This is a genomic window from Sphingomonas sp. IW22 (assembly GCF_041321155.1).
In the GTDB taxonomy this organism is placed as follows: domain Bacteria; phylum Pseudomonadota; class Alphaproteobacteria; order Sphingomonadales; family Sphingomonadaceae; genus Sphingomonas.
Map to the genome: position 1 here is coordinate 91351 of NZ_JBGGWB010000002.1, position 16274 is coordinate 107624.

General features: G+C 66.4%; 18 protein-coding genes. 10 read left to right on the forward strand and 8 right to left on the reverse strand.

Translation table 11 applies throughout. The annotated features are described in order from the left end of the window. Window positions 1-61 precede the first annotated feature (61 nt). On the forward strand, window positions 62-3400 hold the full coding sequence (locus ACAX61_RS11960) for an amidohydrolase family protein (RefSeq protein WP_370715066.1): 3339 nt from the start codon (window positions 62-64) through the stop codon (window positions 3398-3400). A gap of 86 nt (window positions 3401-3486) precedes the next feature. Then, on the forward strand, window positions 3487-3651 hold the full coding sequence (locus ACAX61_RS11965) for a hypothetical protein (protein ID WP_370715067.1): 165 nt from the start codon (window positions 3487-3489) through the stop codon (window positions 3649-3651). 7 nt (window positions 3652-3658) lie between these two features. On the opposite strand, the gene ACAX61_RS11970 is transcribed toward ACAX61_RS11965, so the two are convergent. Continuing rightward, window positions 3659-4948 (reverse strand): MFS transporter, encoded by a 1290-nt coding sequence (locus ACAX61_RS11970; RefSeq protein WP_370715068.1) that lies wholly within the window; start codon window positions 4946-4948, stop codon window positions 3659-3661. 110 nt (window positions 4949-5058) lie between these two features. On the opposite strand from ACAX61_RS11970, the gene pgsA reads away from it, so the two are divergent. The 3 genes from pgsA to ACAX61_RS11985 are packed head-to-tail and all read left to right on the forward strand — an operon-like array spanning window position 5059 to window position 6305. Beyond that, window positions 5059-5613, forward strand: coding sequence for a CDP-diacylglycerol--glycerol-3-phosphate 3-phosphatidyltransferase (gene pgsA / locus ACAX61_RS11975; RefSeq protein WP_370715369.1), 555 nt, complete (start codon window positions 5059-5061; stop codon window positions 5611-5613). Then, window positions 5614-5871, forward strand: coding sequence for a molybdopterin converting factor subunit 1 (moaD, locus tag ACAX61_RS11980; protein WP_370715069.1), 258 nt, complete (start codon window positions 5614-5616; stop codon window positions 5869-5871). It abuts the gene before it with no gap. Next, the gene (locus ACAX61_RS11985) at window positions 5868-6305 is read left to right on the forward strand and encodes a molybdenum cofactor biosynthesis protein MoaE (RefSeq protein WP_370715070.1); all 438 of its coding nucleotides are present in this window, start codon (window positions 5868-5870) and stop codon (window positions 6303-6305) included. Before moaD ends, ACAX61_RS11985 begins: the two co-directional genes overlap by 4 nt. 67 nt (window positions 6306-6372) lie before the next feature. Here the strand turns inward: ACAX61_RS11985 and ACAX61_RS11990 are convergent, their stop codons facing one another. Beyond that, window positions 6373-7116 (reverse strand): fasciclin domain-containing protein, encoded by a 744-nt coding sequence (locus ACAX61_RS11990; protein ID WP_370715071.1) that lies wholly within the window; start codon window positions 7114-7116, stop codon window positions 6373-6375. A gap of 131 nt (window positions 7117-7247) precedes the next feature. Further along, window positions 7248-8177, reverse strand: a complete 930-nt coding sequence (locus ACAX61_RS11995) for a hydrogen peroxide-inducible genes activator (protein WP_370715072.1) — start codon at window positions 8175-8177, stop codon at window positions 7248-7250. 145 nt (window positions 8178-8322) lie between these two features. Between ACAX61_RS11995 and ACAX61_RS12000 the strand changes: the two genes are divergently transcribed. Both ACAX61_RS12000 and ahpD read left to right on the forward strand, forming a co-directional pair. Then, complete coding sequence (locus ACAX61_RS12000; protein ID WP_370715073.1) at window positions 8323-8865, forward strand: peroxiredoxin; 543 nt, start codon at window positions 8323-8325, stop codon at window positions 8863-8865. Between the two features lie 79 nt (window positions 8866-8944). Next, window positions 8945-9463 carry an alkylhydroperoxidase, AhpD family gene (gene ahpD / locus ACAX61_RS12005; protein WP_370715074.1) on the forward strand — a complete coding sequence of 173 codons (519 nt, stop codon included), beginning with the start codon at window positions 8945-8947 and terminating at the stop codon, window positions 9461-9463. 44 nt (window positions 9464-9507) lie between these two features. Here ahpD and ACAX61_RS12010 read toward each other — a convergent pair whose 3' ends face one another. Further along, on the reverse strand, window positions 9508-10284 hold the full coding sequence (locus ACAX61_RS12010) for a sulfite exporter TauE/SafE family protein (protein WP_370715075.1): 777 nt from the start codon (window positions 10282-10284) through the stop codon (window positions 9508-9510). A gap of 155 nt (window positions 10285-10439) precedes the next feature. On the opposite strand from ACAX61_RS12010, the gene epsC reads away from it, so the two are divergent. Beyond that, window positions 10440-11120, forward strand: coding sequence for a serine O-acetyltransferase EpsC (epsC, locus tag ACAX61_RS12015; protein ID WP_370715076.1), 681 nt, complete (start codon window positions 10440-10442; stop codon window positions 11118-11120). Next, complete coding sequence (locus ACAX61_RS12020; protein ID WP_370715077.1) at window positions 11117-11455, forward strand: DUF2794 domain-containing protein; 339 nt, start codon at window positions 11117-11119, stop codon at window positions 11453-11455. Before epsC ends, ACAX61_RS12020 begins: the two co-directional genes overlap by 4 nt. Here the strand turns inward: ACAX61_RS12020 and ACAX61_RS12025 are convergent, their stop codons facing one another. From ACAX61_RS12025 to gspN, 4 genes are all read right to left on the reverse strand, one after another. Then, window positions 11456-12478, reverse strand: coding sequence for a phosphatidylglycerol lysyltransferase domain-containing protein (locus ACAX61_RS12025; RefSeq protein WP_370715078.1), 1023 nt, complete (start codon window positions 12476-12478; stop codon window positions 11456-11458). It abuts the gene before it with no gap. 81 nt (window positions 12479-12559) lie between these two features. Then, window positions 12560-12979, reverse strand: a complete 420-nt coding sequence (locus ACAX61_RS12030) for a DUF4112 domain-containing protein (RefSeq protein WP_370715079.1) — start codon at window positions 12977-12979, stop codon at window positions 12560-12562. 8 nt (window positions 12980-12987) lie between these two features. Further along, window positions 12988-14448 carry an ABC transporter substrate-binding protein gene (locus ACAX61_RS12035; protein WP_370715080.1) on the reverse strand — a complete coding sequence of 487 codons (1461 nt, stop codon included), beginning with the start codon at window positions 14446-14448 and terminating at the stop codon, window positions 12988-12990. 67 nt (window positions 14449-14515) lie between these two features. Further along, the gene (gene gspN, locus ACAX61_RS12040; RefSeq protein WP_370715370.1) at window positions 14516-15145 is read right to left on the reverse strand and encodes a type II secretion system protein N; all 630 of its coding nucleotides are present in this window, start codon (window positions 15143-15145) and stop codon (window positions 14516-14518) included. An 86-nt stretch (window positions 15146-15231) separates the two neighbouring features. Between gspN and ACAX61_RS12045 the strand changes: the two genes are divergently transcribed. Then, complete coding sequence (locus ACAX61_RS12045; protein ID WP_370715081.1) at window positions 15232-16272, forward strand: ABC transporter substrate-binding protein; 1041 nt, start codon at window positions 15232-15234, stop codon at window positions 16270-16272. Window positions 16273-16274: the final 2 nt, after the last annotated feature.

Below are 16274 nucleotides of genomic sequence, written 5' to 3' on the forward strand. Positions count from 1 at the left end.
CCTTCGAATCGGTGACCGTTACGCACGTCACCAAATAACGATCCTGTCGGGGAGCCTATCCATGCCACGCACCGCCGTATCGCTCATCACCCTGTCGCTTGCGCTGGGTGTCGCCCATGCCCAGACGCCGCCGCAACAGCCGCCCGTCGAGGCGACCGAAGCACCGGAGAACGAAGCACGCCGCCCGGAACGCAGCGCCGACCAGCTCCCCCAGCCGCAAAGCGCCACCGCCACGGCACAGGCGCCTGCCGCTGCCGCCACGCCGACCGACAAGGCCGCGAAGTGGGATATCAGCGCCCCGCCGGGCGCGCAGCTGCGACAGGCGACGATCGACACCGATGAGGGCAGCTGGATGGATGTCGATGTCAGCCCCGACGGGCAGACCATCGCCTTCACCCTGCTCGGCGACATTTACACCATGCCGATCGCGGGCGGCACGCCGACGCGCATCGCCGAGGGGCTGGCATGGGAAGTCCAGCCGCGCTTTTCGCCCGATGGCCGGCGCATCGCCTTTACCTCCGACCGGGGCGGCGGCGACAATATCTGGATCATGAACGCCGATGGCAGCGACAAGCGGCAGGTGACCAAGGAGGATTTCCGCCTTCTCAACCAGCCCAGCTGGTCGCCCGATGGCCAGTTCATCGTCGCGAAAAAGCATTTCACTACCGGCCGCTCGCTCGGCACGGGTGAGGTGTGGATGTATCACGTGTCGGGCGGCGCGGGCGTCAAGCTGGTCAAGCGCCCCGACGAACGCCATCAAAAGGAACTGGGCGAGCCGGTGTTCGCGCCCGATGGCAAGTCGGTTTATTTCACGCGCAACGTCACGCCGGGCCCGATCTTCGAATATGCACAGGATTCGAACACCGACCTGTTCCACATCGAAAAGGTCGATCTGGCGAGCGGCGAAGTGACGACCGCCGTGTCGGGCAATGGCGGATCGGTCCGCCCCCAGCCGTCGCGCGACGGAAAGAAGATCGCCTTTGTCCGGCGTGAAGCCACGCGGTCCAAGCTATATGTCCGCGACCTCGAAACTGGGGTCGAGCGCAAGGTGTATGACGCGCTGGATCAGGACGTTCAGGAAACCTGGGCCGTGACCGGCGTGTATCCCAACATGGCATGGATGCCCGGCGACCGCGAGATCGTGTTCTGGGCGGGCGGCAAGCTGAACCGGGTGAATGTCGAAAGCGGGCAGGCGCGGGAGATTCCGTTTCGCGTGCGTGACACGCGCGCCGTCGCCATGGCCCCGCACCCGCAGATCGCGGTCGGGCAGACGGACTTCGCCACCAAGATGCCGCGCTTCGCCAGCGTGTCGCCCGACGGGCGGCAGGTCGTGTTCGAAACGCTGGGCAAGCTGTACGTCAAGCCTGCCGCCGGGGGCGCGGCACGCCGCCTGACGCGCGGGGGCGAGGGGCGGGAGCTGTTCCCAACATGGTCGCCCGATGGCCGCACCATCGCCTATATCGACTGGACCGATGCGGGCGCGGGCCGGTTGATGAGCGTTGCGGCCAGCGGCGGCCCGGCCAAGGCGATTACCAGCCGCGCGGGCCATTATGCGCGCCCGCGCTTTTCGCCCGATGGCAAGACCATCGTGTTCGAGGCCAAGGGCAATCGCAGCGTGACGCTGCCGGCTTATGCCAGCGACCCCGGCGTCTATCGCGTGCCCGCGACGGGCGGCGCGCCGGTTCTGGTGGCAAAGGGCATGGCCCAGCCGCAATTTGGCGGATCGAACGACCGCCTGTTCATGGTCGGTGAGGACGACGGCAAGCAGGTGCTGTTGTCGACCGACCTGTCGGGCGGTGCAAAGCAGACGCATTTCGTGGGCGAACTGGCCACCAATTTCGCCGTCGCGCCCGATGGCCGGGCGGCGGCCTTCATCCAGAATTACGAAGCGTTCGTCGTGCCCCTGGTGCCCGGCAACCAGAGCCTGGAAGTGGCGCCCGACATGAAGGCGCTGCCCGCTGTGCGCGTCAGCGGCAACGGCGCCACTTACGTCAACTGGTCGACCAATGGGGATCGTATCCACTGGTCGATGGGGCCGACGCTGTTCACTGCCGAACGTGCGCGGCTGTTCCCCAACGCGCCGGTGGGTGAGGATGCGCCGAAGTTCGCGGCGCCCACCACCGGTCTCGACCTGTCGATGCCGATGGAGGCCGATGTCCCCACTCCCACCGTCGCGCTGACCGGCGCGCGGATCGTCACCATGGCGTCGGCCGATGGCGGCATTGTCGACGATGGCGTGATCGTCATTCGCGGCGACCGCATCGTCGCTGTCGGCCCCCGCGCGACGACTCAGGTGCCCACGGGCGCCAAGGTGATCGACGTGGCGGGCAAGACGATCATCCCCGGACTGGTCGACGCGCACGCGCACGGGCCGCAGGGCGACGATGAAGTCGTGCCGCAGCAAAACTGGTCGCTGCTGCAAAATCTGGCGCTCGGCACAACGACGATCCACGATCCGTCATCGTCGGCCAGTGAGATTTTCGTCGCGTCCGAAATGCAGCGTGCGGGGCTTTTGACCGGCCCGCGCATCTTTTCGACCGGGGAGATCATCTATGGCGCGCGCGCGGCGGACGTCTATGCGCGGATCGACAGCTATCAGGACGCGCTGGACCATGTCCGCCGCCTGAAGGCGCAGGGCGCCAATTCGGTGAAGAACTACAACCAGCCGCGCCGCGAACAGCGCCAGATGGTCGTGGCCGCCGCGCGGGCAGAGGGGATGCAGGTCGTGGCCGAGGGCGGTTCGCTGTTCGGCATGGACATGAACCTGATCGCCGACGGCAATTCCACGCTGGAGCACAACATCCCGCTGGAGAAGTTCTACACTGACGTGATCCAGATGTTCGGTCAGTCGGACACCAATTACACGCCGACCCTGGTGGTCAGCTATGGCGGTCTGGCGGGCGACCCTTATTGGCGGCAGGCGACGAATGTCTGGGAAAATCCGCTGATGGTCCACACGCCGCGTGACGAGCTGCTCGCCGCCACCGCGCGCGTGACCAAGGCGCCGGAGAGCAATTTCGTCGACGACGACAACGCGCGCGAGGCGCATCGCATCGCCAAGGCCGGGCGGCTGGTGTCGATCGGCGCGCACGGGCAGCAGGCGGGTATCGGCTCACATTGGGAGCTGTGGTCGTTCGTGCGCGGCGGGATGACACCGGTCGAGGCACTGGGCGCAGGCACGATCGAAGCGGCGAAGTCGCTGGGCATGGCCCGCGACATCGGTAGTCTGGAGGCGGGCAAGCTGGCCGATCTGGTGGTGCTGGATGCCGATCCCAGCACCGACATCCGCAATTCGGACAAGATCGCCCGCGTGATGCTGGGCGGTCGCCTGTACGACGCGCGCACCATGAACGAGGTCGAGACGGGCGACGCCCGCCGCATGCCTTATTGGTGGGAGTGAGTTGATGGCCCCGCGCGTCCCATCATGGGACGCGCGGGGAAAATCCGGGTTGGGCCAATTCGTAAACAAGGCGTTAACGATACGCCATGCGAGACGAGCTGACCCTTTCGAGCCATCCGCTGCGCCGCCAGCTTCGCCTGACGCGCGCCGATCGCGCCGCCAACCGCAAGCGTGAGGAGGAAAGCGACGTAAAGCTGTTCCTGCTCAGCTTTTCGGCGTTCTTCGTCTGCTTCTACACGCTGATCGCCTGATCGCGCCTCAGTCGCAGGCGCGGTGCAGCGCCTGGGCGATCCATGCCGCAACCAGACACATCGCCGCGACCAGCAGCAGCATGTCGGCGGGGCCGACGCCCATCGCGGTGATCGCGATGACGGCAATCGCGCCGACGGTCATCGCGCCCGCGTTGACGACATTGTTGGCCGCCACGGTGCGCGCGGTCTGATCCTTGGTCACGGTCGTCGTCAGGAACGCATAGAGCGGCACGACGAACATGCCGCCGGTAATGGCAATCGCCATCAACGTACCCAGCACGATCAGCGACTGCGGATGGCTGACGAAATCCCAGATTCCGTAAAGCGCGCCGCTCTCAGCCGGAATCCAGAACCGCGCCTCGATCGAGAAGGCGACGACGCACACCGCCATGCCGATGACCGACGCGGGCGAGTATTTCGCCGAAATCTCCGACTTCAGCATCGAATTGATGATGACCGAACCGATGGCGACGCCGATCGAAAAGATCGCGATCATCAGGCTGGCGACGCGTTCATCGGCAGTCAGCACATTCTTGGCCAGCGGCGGAAACACGACGATCAGCACCGCGCCGATGGTCCAGAAAAAGCTGATCGCGCAAATCGCCAGGAACAGCCGACGGATGTGCATCGTCTGGCGAATCAGATGCCATGACGCGGTAAAGGGGTTCCAGTTGATGTCCAGCATCGGCCCCATGCGCGGCGCCGGCGGCACCTGTCGCCCGGCCAGCAGGCCCAGGCACGCGACCGCGATGACCAGCCCGGCCGCCGCTTCGACACTGATCCACCCGGCAATGACCGTGCCCAGCAGAATGGACAGATACGTGCCCGCCTCTACCAGTCCGGTGCCGCCTAGCACCTGATCGTCCTCAAGATGCTGGGGCAGAATGGCGTATTTGATCGGCCCGAAAAAGGTGGAATGGACGCCCAGCATCAATACCGATGCCAGCATCATGATGACGCCGGGGGTGGTATGGCCGTGCTTGGCGATCAGCAGGCCCGATGCGCCGAACATCATGATGAAGATCTCGGCCAGCTTCACCAGCCGGATGATCCGCGCCTTGTCGTAACTGTCGGCCAATTGCCCCGACAGCGCCGACAACAGGAAAAAGGGGATCAGCGACAGGCCGGTCGCCAGCGCGTTGAAATTGGATTCGACCGCCGGGTCGTTGAACACCTGATAAGTGGCGAACAGCACCATCGCGGTCTTGAACAGATTGTCGTTGAACGCACCCAGGAACTGCGTGACGAACAGGGGCAGAAAGCGGCGCTCCTTGAGCAAACCGAGCGCGTTGATCATGCGGAAAACGGGCCTTGTTGGGAACGCAAGCGACGAGCCGGACCTGTAGCGGCTCGAACGAAGGCGCTCAAGCGTGGCGCCGGACGATGGGCGATGTTAGGGGTGCGGCAATGCTGACGCTGCCCAACATCCTGACGCTATCGCGCATCTTCGCCGTGCCGCTGCTCGTCGGCCTGTTGTGGTGGCCGCAATGGCAGGGGGGCTATGCGCTGGCGTTCGTCCTCTACTGCATTGTCGGTTTCACCGATTACCTTGACGGCTATCTGGCCCGTTCGCAGGGGACGGTGTCAAAGCTGGGCGTGTTTCTGGACCCGATTGCGGACAAGATCATGGTGGCGGCGGTCGTCATGATGCTGGTCGGCACACGCGACATTGCGGGCGTTCATCTGATCGCGGCGATCATCATCCTGTTGCGGGAAATCATGGTGTCCGGCCTCAGGGAGTTTCTGGGCGGGCTGCGCGTGTCGATGCCGGTGTCGCGGCTGGCCAAATGGAAGACCACCCTGCAACTGGTGGCGCTGGGTGCGCTGATCCTGGGCGGCGCGCTGCCCGAATGGGCATTCGTGCATCAGGTGGGCCTGATCGCGCTGTGGGGCGCGGCGGTGCTGACGATGGTGACGGGCTGGGATTATCTGCGCGTCGGCCTGAAACATATGGACAGCTGAATGGCGATCGACATCCTGTATTTCGCCTGGGTGCGCGAAGCGATGGGCACCGGGGCCGAGCGGGTAGCGCCGCCCGCCGAGGTGGCGACCATGGGCCAGCTGGTCGAATGGCTGGCAGCGCGCAGCGACATCGCCGCCGCCGCACTGGCCGACCGGGCGCGTCTGCGCTTTGCGGTCGATCAGCAATTTGTGGAGGGCGACGCCCTAATTGCCGGCGCGCGCGAAATCGCGATATTTCCCCCGGTGACGGGCGGATGATCGACGTCGCGGTTTCGCCCGAACCGATCGACATCGCCGCCGCGACCGAATCGGTGGAAGTGGCAGGGGCGGGCGGGATTGCCAGCTTCATCGGGCGGGTGCGCGCCGATGATGGCGTTCGTGCGCTGGCGCTGGAACATTATCCCGGCATGACCGAAGCGGCGCTGGTCGCGATTGGCGAGGAAGCGGCGCGGCGCTGGTCGTTGATGGCGGTGACGATCCGCCACCGCGTCGGCCCGATGGTGCCGGGCGACCGCATCGTGTTCGTCGCCGCTGCCGCCGCGCATCGGGCCGATGCGCTGGCTGCCTGTGCCTATTGCATCGACCGGCTCAAAACCGACGCTCCGTTCTGGAAGCGCGAGGCCACCGACGACGGCGAGCGGTGGGTAGATGCGCGGGAGGCAGACCAGCGCAGGGCGGCCGACTGGGCCTGACGCCCATTCATGAAAAAAGGGGCGCCGCGATGTGCGACGCCCCTTCGCTCCGCAGTGACGCGAGCGATTACGATCCGGCAGAGGCCGCAGCCGGGGCCAGCTGGGGTACGACCACGCCGTTCACGACATGAACGACGCCGTTCGATGCCTCGACATCGGGCTGGGCCAGATAGCTCTTATTGCCGCTGACATCGCTCAGGGCGATCGCGGCGCCTTCTTCGGCGATGGTCAGCGGGCTGCCCTCAACCGTCGTCAGCGTGGCCTTGCCGCCGCCGGCCTTGATCTGCTCACGCAGCTGTTCCAGCGAAACCTTGCCCGGCACGACATGATAGGTCAGCACCTTGGTCAGGGTCGGCTTGTTTTCGGGCTTCAGCAGCGTGTCGAGCGTGCCGGGGGCAAGGCGCGTAAACGCCTCGTTTTCAGGCGCGAAGACGGTGAACGGGCCAGGGCCGGACAGCGTGGCGCCAAGGTCGGCGGCCTTCACGGCGGTGGCCAGCGTCGACAGCTTGGGGTTGTTCGTCGTGGCGTCCGTGATGGTCTGGCCAGCGGGATCGGCCGCAGTGCTGGGGGTGCCAGTGGTGCCTGCCGTGCCAGTGGTGCCTGAAGTGCCGGGCGTGTCGGTGGTGCCGGGCGCTGCGCGGGTCGTGCCGGGCGAAACGCCAGGCGCGGTGCCGCTGGGGGTGGCAGTGGTCGACTGCGGGGTCGTCGCGGTCGTGCCGGGCTGCGTCGCGGGCGCAGGGGTGGTCTGAGCGATCGCCAGGCTCGAAGTGGCGGCGAGACCAGCCAGTGCGAGGATGGACAGATTGAGCATCAGCTTCTCCAATCAAAACTTACAGGACATATGAATACGCAGAACAGGAAAACCGGGGTGCGCGTCGCGGCGGGGGAGGGGGGAGCGACACGACGCGCAAAAGGAATTACGCCCCAGCGCTCCCCCGGTTCCTACCGCCCTTGGGCCGGGGGCTCAACCGCGCTGGCCGCAACGCGCAATACTTCGGCCAGCAGGCGGAAGTCGCGCTCCCGCGGGGAGGCCCGCCGCCAGACCAGCGCGATGCGCCGTGCCGCGCGCGCGGCGTCGATCGGGCGCACGTCGATATGCGTGCCGCGCAGGATGCCCGCGCCGATCGCCATTTCGGGCAGCATCGTCACGCCCAGCCCGTTTTCGACCATCTGCACGATGGTATGCAGCGACGTGCCCAGCATGGCCGCCTGCCCGCGCAATTCGGGGCTGGCGCACACCGCCAGCGCATGGTCGCGCAGGCAATGGCCGTCCTCCAGCAGCAACAGCCGCGTCTCGTCGATATCTTCCGCCATGACCGGGCCGCTGCCGGGCAGCGTGTCGCCGTCGGGAAAGGCGACGAACAGCCGGTCTTCGAACAACGGCTCGATCTCGACGTCGCCACAGGCATAGGGCAGCGCCAGCAGCACGCAATCGGTGCGCCCGTTGTGAAGCGCCTCGCACGCGGGGCCGGTCGGCTCCTCGCGCAGATAGAGTTTCAGCTCGGGATATTCCTTTCGCAATTGCGGCAGGATTCGCGGCAACAGGAAAGGCGCGATCGTCGGGATGACGCTCATCCGCATCTCCCCGGTCAGCGGACGACCCGCCGCGCGGGCCAGTTCGCCCAACTCATCGGCTTCGCGCAGCACCTGTCGCGCCTTGTCGGCGATGCGTTCACCCAACGGGGTGAAGCGAACAACGCGGCGGGTGCGTTCGACCAGTGTCACGCCGATCAGCGTCTCAAGCTCCCGGATACCCGCGGAAAGTGTGGATTGCGTGACGAAACACGCCTCTGCCGCGCGCCCGAAATGCCCCGCTTCGCGAAGGGCGACCAGATATTGAAGCTGCTTTAGCGTGGGCAGGTATGTGGTCATGCCCAATATGTGCGTTGATCGGCTGCGTCGATCAATAGGCGCGGAATCATCGGTTGGAACAGACAGGGGGCAATGCTTATGTGCAGTGCAACGCAACGGTGCTGCGACGCATCATGCGCCCTTATTCATTTAACAGGAGGCATATATGCTGACCGTCGGCGACAAGCTCCCCGAATTCACCGTTCCCGTCCAGCAGGGCACCGACGCCCTGCCCGCAGGCGAAACGCTCAGCCACGATGCGTTCCCTGGCAAGTGGAAGGTCCTGTTCTACTGGCCCAAGGACTTCACCTTTGTCTGCCCGACCGAAATCGTCGGCTACAGCGAGCTGAAGGGCGATTTTGAAGATCGCGACGCCGTCCTGATCGGCGCGTCGACCGACACCGCGCACGTCCACCTCGCGTGGCGCAAGTCGGACCCGGATCTGGCCAAGGCCGATTTCCCCTGGATCGCGGACAATGGCCGCGTGCTGGCCGACGCGCTGGGCATCGTCGACAAGAATGAGCATGTCGCATATCGCGCCACGTTCATCATCGACCCCGACAATGTCATCCAGGCGGTTCAGGTCAACGGCCTGAACGTCGGCCGTAACCCGGCCGAAACGCTGCGCGTGCTCGACGCGCTGCAAACCGACGAACTGTGCCCGTGCAACTGGAACAAGGGCGACGACGTCCTCCAGGTCGCGGCCTGATTTATCGAACCGAGGAAGGGCGCGTGGGCAACCCGCGCGCCCTTTTTCGTGCCCGTTTCCCAGGATTTAGGAGTTTTCCATGTCACTCAAGGATTTCGCCCAGTCGCTGCCCGACTATGCAAAGGACATCCGCCTGAACGTCGGCTCGCTGCTGAACGAAGCCGGGCTGAACGATCAGCGCAAGTTCGGCACCATCCTCGCCTGCGCCCACGGCACCGGATACAAGCCGCTGGTCGAAGCGGCTGAGGCCGAATGCACGCCCAAGCTGTCGGCTGAAGCCGCAACGGCGGCGCGCGCGGCGGCAGCGGTCATGGCGATGAACAACGTCTATTACCGCTTCACGCACCTCGCCGGGAACGAGGAATATCGCACCATGCCGGCCAAGCTGCGCATGAACGTCATCGGCGCGCCGGGCATCGACAAGGTCGATTTCGAGCTGTTCAGCCTGGCGGTCAGCGCCATGAACGGCTGCGGCATGTGCATCGACGCGCATGAGCGGGTGCTGAAAAAGGCCGAGATGTCGGCATCCAACATCCAGGATTCGGTCCGCATCGCTTCGGTGATGAAGGCGCTGGCAACCGTTCACGCCACGCTGTGATGCTCGCACGGCACCTGGTCCCGATGGGCCGGGTGCCGGTCGGATCAGGTCAGCGCCTTGTAAATGCTGAACAGGCTGGTCGCGCTCAACACGGTCCCGACCATGATCAGCAGCCACCGGGTCGGGATGCGCTTTGCCATCATCGCTCCGAATGGCGCTGCCGCCACACCGCCGATCAGCAGGCCCAGGACCGGATGCCAGAATTCGGGACCAAAGCCGTTGGAGCCGATGCTGAACAGGAACGTCGCTGAGATCGTCACGGTCAGAAAGAACTCGACCGAATTGACGGTCCCGATCGTCGTTCGCGGCGTCGCGCCCTGTATCAACAGGTTCGACGTCACGACCGGTCCCCACCCGCCCCCGCCCGCCGAATCGAGAAAGCCGCCGATCAGGCCCAATGGTTCGACAATGCGGGGTTCGTGGTGGCGCTTCGGCGGATGCCGCCAGCCACGCCACAACAGATAAAGCCCGATCGAAGCCAGGTACGCCATGACAAACGGTCGCGTGACCGATGCATCCAGCGATGTCAGCAGATAGGCGCCGGTTACGCCGCCGATCACGCCGGGGACCAGCAGCCGCATGAACAAACGCCAGTTGATGTTTCGATGGATCGCGTGACTGATGCCCGAGACGCCGGTCGTAAAGCATTCGACCAAATGCACGCCGGCAGACGCGGTCGCAGGGGGCACGCCGATTACGCTGACCAGCAGGGTGCTGGAAATGACGCCAAATGCCATGCCCAACGCGCCGTCGACAATCTGCGCCAGCAGGCCGACCGCGACATAAGGCAGCATTTCCGCCAGTTCGATCCCCTGGAACATCGCCGTCCTTACAATAGTGGTACGATAGGAATTACCGACGGGGGCGCGATCGACAAGACAGTTCGCGTTTGAACGACGATAGCGCGGATGGTGGCCATCCTTGGAATAGCTGTGTCTGCGCCCTAGATTACCGGCTTCGTGCCAGGGGACACGCCATGCTCAAGGCGCTCAACGCCTATCTCGATTCCATTCGCGCGCGCGATCCAGCGCCGCGATCCCGCGCCGAAATCCTCCTTTATCCGGGGGTTTGGGCGCTTGGCTATCATCGAATCGCCAACGCGCTGTTTCGGCGCGGCTGGTTTTTTGCCGCGCGTGCGGTGAATCACTGGTCACGCTGGATGACGGCGATCGACATCCATCCCGGCGCGACCATTGGCCGCAATTTCTTCATCGACCATGGCTTTACCGTGATCGGCGAAACCGCCGTGATCGGCAATGACGTGACGATTTACCAGTGCGTGACGCTGGGCGGGACCAGCCCGGACAATGGCGTCGCGGGCAAACGGCATCCGACCCTGCTGGACGGCTCGATCATCGGTTCGGGCGCGCAGGTGCTGGGGCCGATCACCATCGGCCCGCGGGCGCGCGTCGGCGCCAATGCGGTCGTGACCAAGGATGTGCCCGAAGGCGCGACCATGGTCGGCATCCCCGCCAAATCGACGCTGGTGGAGGCCGAAACCTATCAGAAGCGGTTCGTGCCCTATGGCACGCCGTGCAGCGAATTGTCCGACCCCGCCGCCCAAAAGGTCGAGGCGCTGCGATGTGAGATCGAGGCGATTCGCAAACAGCTCGACAGCCTGCTGGCCGAGGAAGCGGAGCGGCGTAACCGCGCGTGACCGGCGATGTCGTTCCCCTGTCCACCCGGCGCGAATCGCAGATCGGTTTCGAGCGGCTTGAGCTGACGCGCATCCTGGATCTTTATGGCCGGATGGTCGCGGCGGGTCATTGGCGCGACTATGCGATCGAATTGGGCCGGGAGGCGGCGATCTTCGCCGCGTTCCGACGCGCCGCAGAGCGTCCCGAAGTGCGGATCGAGAAGCGCCCGGCGCTGCGACAGCGACAGGGCATGTGGGCGCTGGTCAACGAATCGGGCGCGGTGCTGAAACGCGGCCACGAACTGGCCGGCGTTCTGGCCCCCCTCGAACGCCGGCTGATGAAACTGGTCGATTGATCAGGCGGTCACCGGCGGCAGGCGCAGGGCGATGCCGTTGCCCAGCGATTCCACCACCCGTCGCCGCATCGGCTGCCAGAAGGCCGAAAGCGTCAGCAGCGCCGATCCGATGATCAGGCCGGTAAACGCAGTACCCAGCTCGACCGCGCCAGCGCCCTTGAACAGCTGGTAAAGCGCGAACAGCACATAGCTGAGGCTCGACACAAGCAACGCGCGCCGGTCGACCGCCAGTGCGATGACGGCAAAGGCCATGTAGAGCGCAAGGACGATGGCGGCGATTCCCGGCCCCACCGGCCCGTCGAATACGCCGAGCAAGCGAAAGACCGGGTGCGCGATCAACGGTGCGGCCGCAAGGTGCAGCCAGAAGGCCACGTCGCTTGCCCGCGTCGTGCGCGTTCGATCCGACATGTCCCAACGCATGGCCAGGGCGAACGTCGCCAGCCCTGCAGCCAGTACGACCGGCAGGGTGGCATCGCGCGTTTCGGGCCAGATGATGAAGAAGACGGCAACGACCGCACCGGTCAGCGCCAGTGCGCCCGCCGCCACGGTGATCGGTACCATGAAGCGCCGCCAATGCACCCACGCCGCCGCCACGCCCATCAGGGCGATACCGGCAACGATCGCGGCATTCACGCGGTCGCCGTAATCCGGATCGATCGACGCCAGCGCGGCGAACGGGGCGGCCACCACGCCGCCCACGAACGCGATAAGCAACAGGATGCTGGGCAACGCCATCCGGCGGCGGCGGGTGAAGTATTCGGCAAGCAGCCACGCTGCGCCCGCGACGCCGACGCCTGCCATTGCGGGGGTGATCGCCGCGCCGATCGGACCGATTGCGGCGAGCAGCAGCGCCAGCGCAACGGCGACAAAGATGTCGTTAAAGCCCGTCAGCAGCCGGAAATGTTCTTCATCGACAGCCGGCGAGCGGCGCTGCGCGGCCACATGCGCGCGCAACGCCGCAGCCGCAGCAGGGCTGATCGCGCCCGCCGTCACCGCTGCATCAAGGTCGGATTCGCTATACATGGCCTTCCCTCCTGTATTGCATGAGCATGACACCGGTGTTGTGGTCATGCAATACAGTTGGGCATGGCTCGTGGCAGAGGCTTATCCGTTCAGCGTCACGGTGCCTGGATAATGCTTGTCCAGATGGCGACGGATCAGCCGCAGGTTGCGGGTGTTCGAACGAAAGAAGAAATCGGGCACGATGCCGATACCAGGGATCAGGCCCAGCGCCCAATCGACGCCGACATTGCCCGCCATCCGCGCCAGCGTGGCGCGCGACATGTTCAGGTTGCGCGCTTCCCACATCATATAGGCGCCGAACGCCGCGCCGACGAAGCTGCCGCCAACCGGCAGCAGGCCCAGCATCGCGTCCAGTCCGACCGGACGGTTGATGCCCGGAATGACGACGATCCGCTCCATCAGCTTTTCCAGCCCCTCTACCCGCGCCCGCACTGCGGCGGCATCGCGCTTGAGGGGGAGGCGGTCGAAGACCGAGGGATCGATGCGGTTGGTGCGGGCCATGATGACCCTTAATTGGTTTCGCCGCGCAGGTGATTCAATGGATGCCACGCGCGCGCATTGCCCCGCCATTCGCGCAGGCGCAGCGCCACCAGCGACCAGCGCAGCGGATGGGCGAGCGGAATGAACGCCACGTCGCGCACCAGCATCGCATCCGCCTGTGCCAGCAACCGGCTGCGTTCGGTCAGGTCGGCTGTCTCGCGCGCGCGGTCCAGGCGCGCGGCGATCGATCCGGCACAGGGCTGGCACGCCATGCGAAGATACCAGCGCGCGCTGTCATACGGGGCCACTCGGTCGACCAGCCGCAGGTCGGCGTCGTCATCGGGGGCGACGCGCCGGGCGAGCACGCCGATGCTGGCCAGGTCCGCCACCAGCGAGGCCGCCAGCTGCATCGACCCCGGTCCGTCGGGCATGGCGATGGTCAGCCGGGGCGGTTGTCCGCCATTGGCGGCGCGCCATTCGGCCACGCGCACCTGCGCCGCCGTGCGGCGCGAATCGAGGTCGAAGGCCAGCCAAGGCGCACGCGCCGGCGCCGCCGCCACATCGAGCTGGCCCGGCAGGATCGTCTCGCTGGCGGCCCAATCATCGGCAAAGCTGCGCGTCAGCGTCGCGCGGTCGAACGCCATCGCCACCGCCTCACGCCCGGCGGCGGTTTCCAGAAAGCCCCGCCGATTGGCGACGATCAGGCCGAACAGGCCGTGTGCGGGGTCGATGCGGCGATTGGGGCGGGGAATGTCGGCCAGTGCGACCAGTGGCCAGTCCGCCATGGTGCCGCCGGTCACCATGTCCGATTCGCGCCGGCGAAAGCGAATGACGGCACTGGCCGCGCGTTCGGCACGCAGCCGCACGAATTCCGCCGGGTCGGGCGGCTCGACGGCGGCGTCGGGATCAGCGGGATCGCCGATGGGGCGCAGCAACAGGCTGGCATCGTCACGTTCGGCAATGCGGAACGGGCCGCTGCCGCCCTCCGGCCCCGGCACCGCCAGTTCGGGGCGCGCGAACAGCGGCAACAGGTCCGGGCGGGGTCGTGACAGGCGCACTTCGATGACCAACGGCGTCATCTCGACCACTTCGTCGATCGCCGACACGTGCGGCGCCAGCGGATTGCGCGGGTTGGCCAGCGCGCGGCGAAGTCCCCGCACCACTGCCCTTGCCGTCACGCGTTCGCCATTGGCCCATTCGGCCTCGCGAAGGCGAAAGATATAGCTGCGCCCGCCGTCGATCACGATCCAGCGTTCGGCCAGCCCCGGCTCCACCTGTCCCGCCGCATCGAATCCGACCAGGCCCTGGGCCGTGGCGGCGGTCAGCATCGCGTCGGGCAGGTTCAGGGCATTGCCCGGCCGCGCGGGCAGGGCGGGGGCGTCGGCGGGGCCGATCGTGCTGACCACCACCGGCACATCGTCGGGCCGCCGTTCGCACGCACCCAGGGCGAGCGCGGCAAGAATTATCGGGGCAAGGCGGATTCGGGGCATGGACGGTCCGGACAATCGGTTCGACAGGGCAACGATCAGGTGGCGGCGTTTGTGCCGCCCGCCCGGTTCAGAAACTGCTCTCCACCGAAACCCCGGCGGGCAGGCCGGTAAAGGGCAACAATGCCGCACCATCGGGCGTCAGCGTGACGCGGTAGCTGCCATCCTCACCCACCGTCGCGTCGATCAGCGTGCGGCGGCGCTGGCCGATGGGGGCGATTCGGATGCGGCTTTCGGTGCCGACATGCTCCGCGGTCAGGATCATCGCCGGGGTCGGCACGGGCGCGCCGTCGGGCGATTTCGCACACGAACCGGGGTCGATGGTCGCCCGCCCTTCGATCAGCCCGCGTCCCGGCCCGATCGACAGGCGCGGAAACTCCGCCTGCATCGTCACGTCGCAGGTAAAGCCAAGGCCCGGCAGCAACGCGCCCAGCAGCGCGCCGTCCGCCGCGCCGCTGACACGGTCCAGCCGGACGCCGCCCGGCGACAACAATGCCTGCCCCCCCAGATCGGTATCCTCGCCATTGGCGCGCCAGTCGACGGCAAAGCCGAACGACGTGAGCGAACGCAGCGGCGCCCATTCCCATTTGACGATGCTGCCGCCCGCCACGCCGACTTCGCCCGACCAGATCGTGCCCGCGACGCCGGTGCGCCAAGGTCGGTTCTTCACAAAAACGCTGGCAGGCACGGTTGCGAGCATGGTCAGCACATAGGCGGCTATCCCCAGGCTTCCGAACGCGATAAGACGCCGCCGTGCCCCATCATTCGCATCCGGGAGACGCGCCGATGGATCGGCGGGCCGCGTTAGCATTTCTGCGATCGTCCCTCGTCGCAGCAGCGTCTGCATCCTTTGCTTCCCCATTGCTGGCGGCGGCCAAGGCCGACAAGCGGCCGGTCGCGTTGCTGATCCCGCGCAGCGGACCGCGCGCGGCATTGGGGGTTAGCATGGAGCGCGCGGCGATGCTCGCCGAAAACACGCCTGGCCGGCTGCTGGTGTTTGACACCGGCGGCACCGCAGCGGGCGCGCAGGCGGCGGCGATGCAGGCGATGAAGCGCAAGGTCGCGATGATCCTCGGCCCGCTGCTGGCCGAAGAGGTCGGGCCGGTCGCTGCGGTGGCGGCGGGCCGGGTGCCGGTCATCGCTTTCTCCAACGATCCGGGCGTGCGGGCCAGCGGTGCATTTACGATGGGCATCACGGCGACGCAGGTGACCGGTGCGATGCTGCGTTATGCCCGGTCGCGCGGGGTGCGCCGTGTCGTGGTGGTGGGCGATGGCTCACGCTGGGCATCGGCATCGGCAGAGGCGGCGGAGGGATTGCAGGGCGAGCTGAACCTCGACGTCCGGCGCATCGACGTGGCAGCGGGTCAGCCTTTGCCGGCGGCGGGTCAGGCGCCCGACGCGGTGATGATCCCCGGCGGTAGCGACACGATGCTGGCCGCTGCCCGCAACCTGAAGGAAACGGGTATCCAGCTGCTGGGCACGATGCAGGCGCTGGATCACCGACCCGCCAGCCTGTCGGTGCTGGACGGCGCGTGGCTGGCCAGTCCCGATCCGGCATCCTTCGCGACCTTTTCCTCGGCCTATCAGTCGCGGATGGGCGGTGATGCGGGGATTATCGCCGCGCTGGCGCATGATGCGGCGGCGATCACCCGGACGCTGCGCGAAAAGAATGCGCTGGACCGCGCGGGCCTGTTGGCCGAACCGGGGTTCGAGGTCGCGACCGGGCCGCTGCGCTTCCGCGAGGATGGCAGCGTCGCACGCGACATGGCGATCGTCGTCGCCAGCCCCGAAGGCTATGCCAAGGTGGCGACGAGCCGGGGCGCCTGATC

Excerpts from the sequence above, each read along its gene's own strand:
- ACAX61_RS12000 (WP_370715073.1), top strand. The coding sequence starts at position 8,323 with ATGCTGACCGTCGGCGACAAGCTCCCCGAATTCACCGTTCCCGTCCAG.
- ACAX61_RS11960 (WP_370715066.1), top strand. The coding sequence starts at position 62 with ATGCCACGCACCGCCGTATCGCTCATCACCCTGTCGCTTGCGCTGGGT.
- ACAX61_RS11970 (WP_370715068.1), bottom strand. The coding sequence starts at position 4,948 with ATGATCAACGCGCTCGGTTTGCTCAAGGAGCGCCGCTTTCTGCCCCTG.
- ACAX61_RS11965 (WP_370715067.1), top strand. The coding sequence starts at position 3,487 with ATGCGAGACGAGCTGACCCTTTCGAGCCATCCGCTGCGCCGCCAGCTT.
- ACAX61_RS11995 (WP_370715072.1), bottom strand. The coding sequence starts at position 8,177 with ATGACCACATACCTGCCCACGCTAAAGCAGCTTCAATATCTGGTCGCC.
- moaD (WP_370715069.1), top strand. The coding sequence starts at position 5,614 with ATGGCGATCGACATCCTGTATTTCGCCTGGGTGCGCGAAGCGATGGGC.
- gspN (WP_370715370.1), bottom strand. The coding sequence starts at position 15,145 with ATGCTCGCAACCGTGCCTGCCAGCGTTTTTGTGAAGAACCGACCTTGG.
- ACAX61_RS11985 (WP_370715070.1), top strand. The coding sequence starts at position 5,868 with ATGATCGACGTCGCGGTTTCGCCCGAACCGATCGACATCGCCGCCGCG.
- ACAX61_RS12010 (WP_370715075.1), bottom strand. The coding sequence starts at position 10,284 with ATGTTCCAGGGGATCGAACTGGCGGAAATGCTGCCTTATGTCGCGGTC.
- ACAX61_RS12030 (WP_370715079.1), bottom strand. The coding sequence starts at position 12,979 with ATGGCCCGCACCAACCGCATCGATCCCTCGGTCTTCGACCGCCTCCCC.
- epsC (WP_370715076.1), top strand. The coding sequence starts at position 10,440 with ATGCTCAAGGCGCTCAACGCCTATCTCGATTCCATTCGCGCGCGCGAT.
- ACAX61_RS12025 (WP_370715078.1), bottom strand. The coding sequence starts at position 12,478 with ATGTATAGCGAATCCGACCTTGATGCAGCGGTGACGGCGGGCGCGATC.
- ACAX61_RS12035 (WP_370715080.1), bottom strand. The coding sequence starts at position 14,448 with ATGCCCCGAATCCGCCTTGCCCCGATAATTCTTGCCGCGCTCGCCCTG.
- ahpD (WP_370715074.1), top strand. The coding sequence starts at position 8,945 with ATGTCACTCAAGGATTTCGCCCAGTCGCTGCCCGACTATGCAAAGGAC.
- ACAX61_RS12045 (WP_370715081.1), top strand. The coding sequence starts at position 15,232 with ATGGATCGGCGGGCCGCGTTAGCATTTCTGCGATCGTCCCTCGTCGCA.
- pgsA (WP_370715369.1), top strand. The coding sequence starts at position 5,059 with ATGCTGACGCTGCCCAACATCCTGACGCTATCGCGCATCTTCGCCGTG.
- ACAX61_RS11990 (WP_370715071.1), bottom strand. The coding sequence starts at position 7,116 with ATGCTCAATCTGTCCATCCTCGCACTGGCTGGTCTCGCCGCCACTTCG.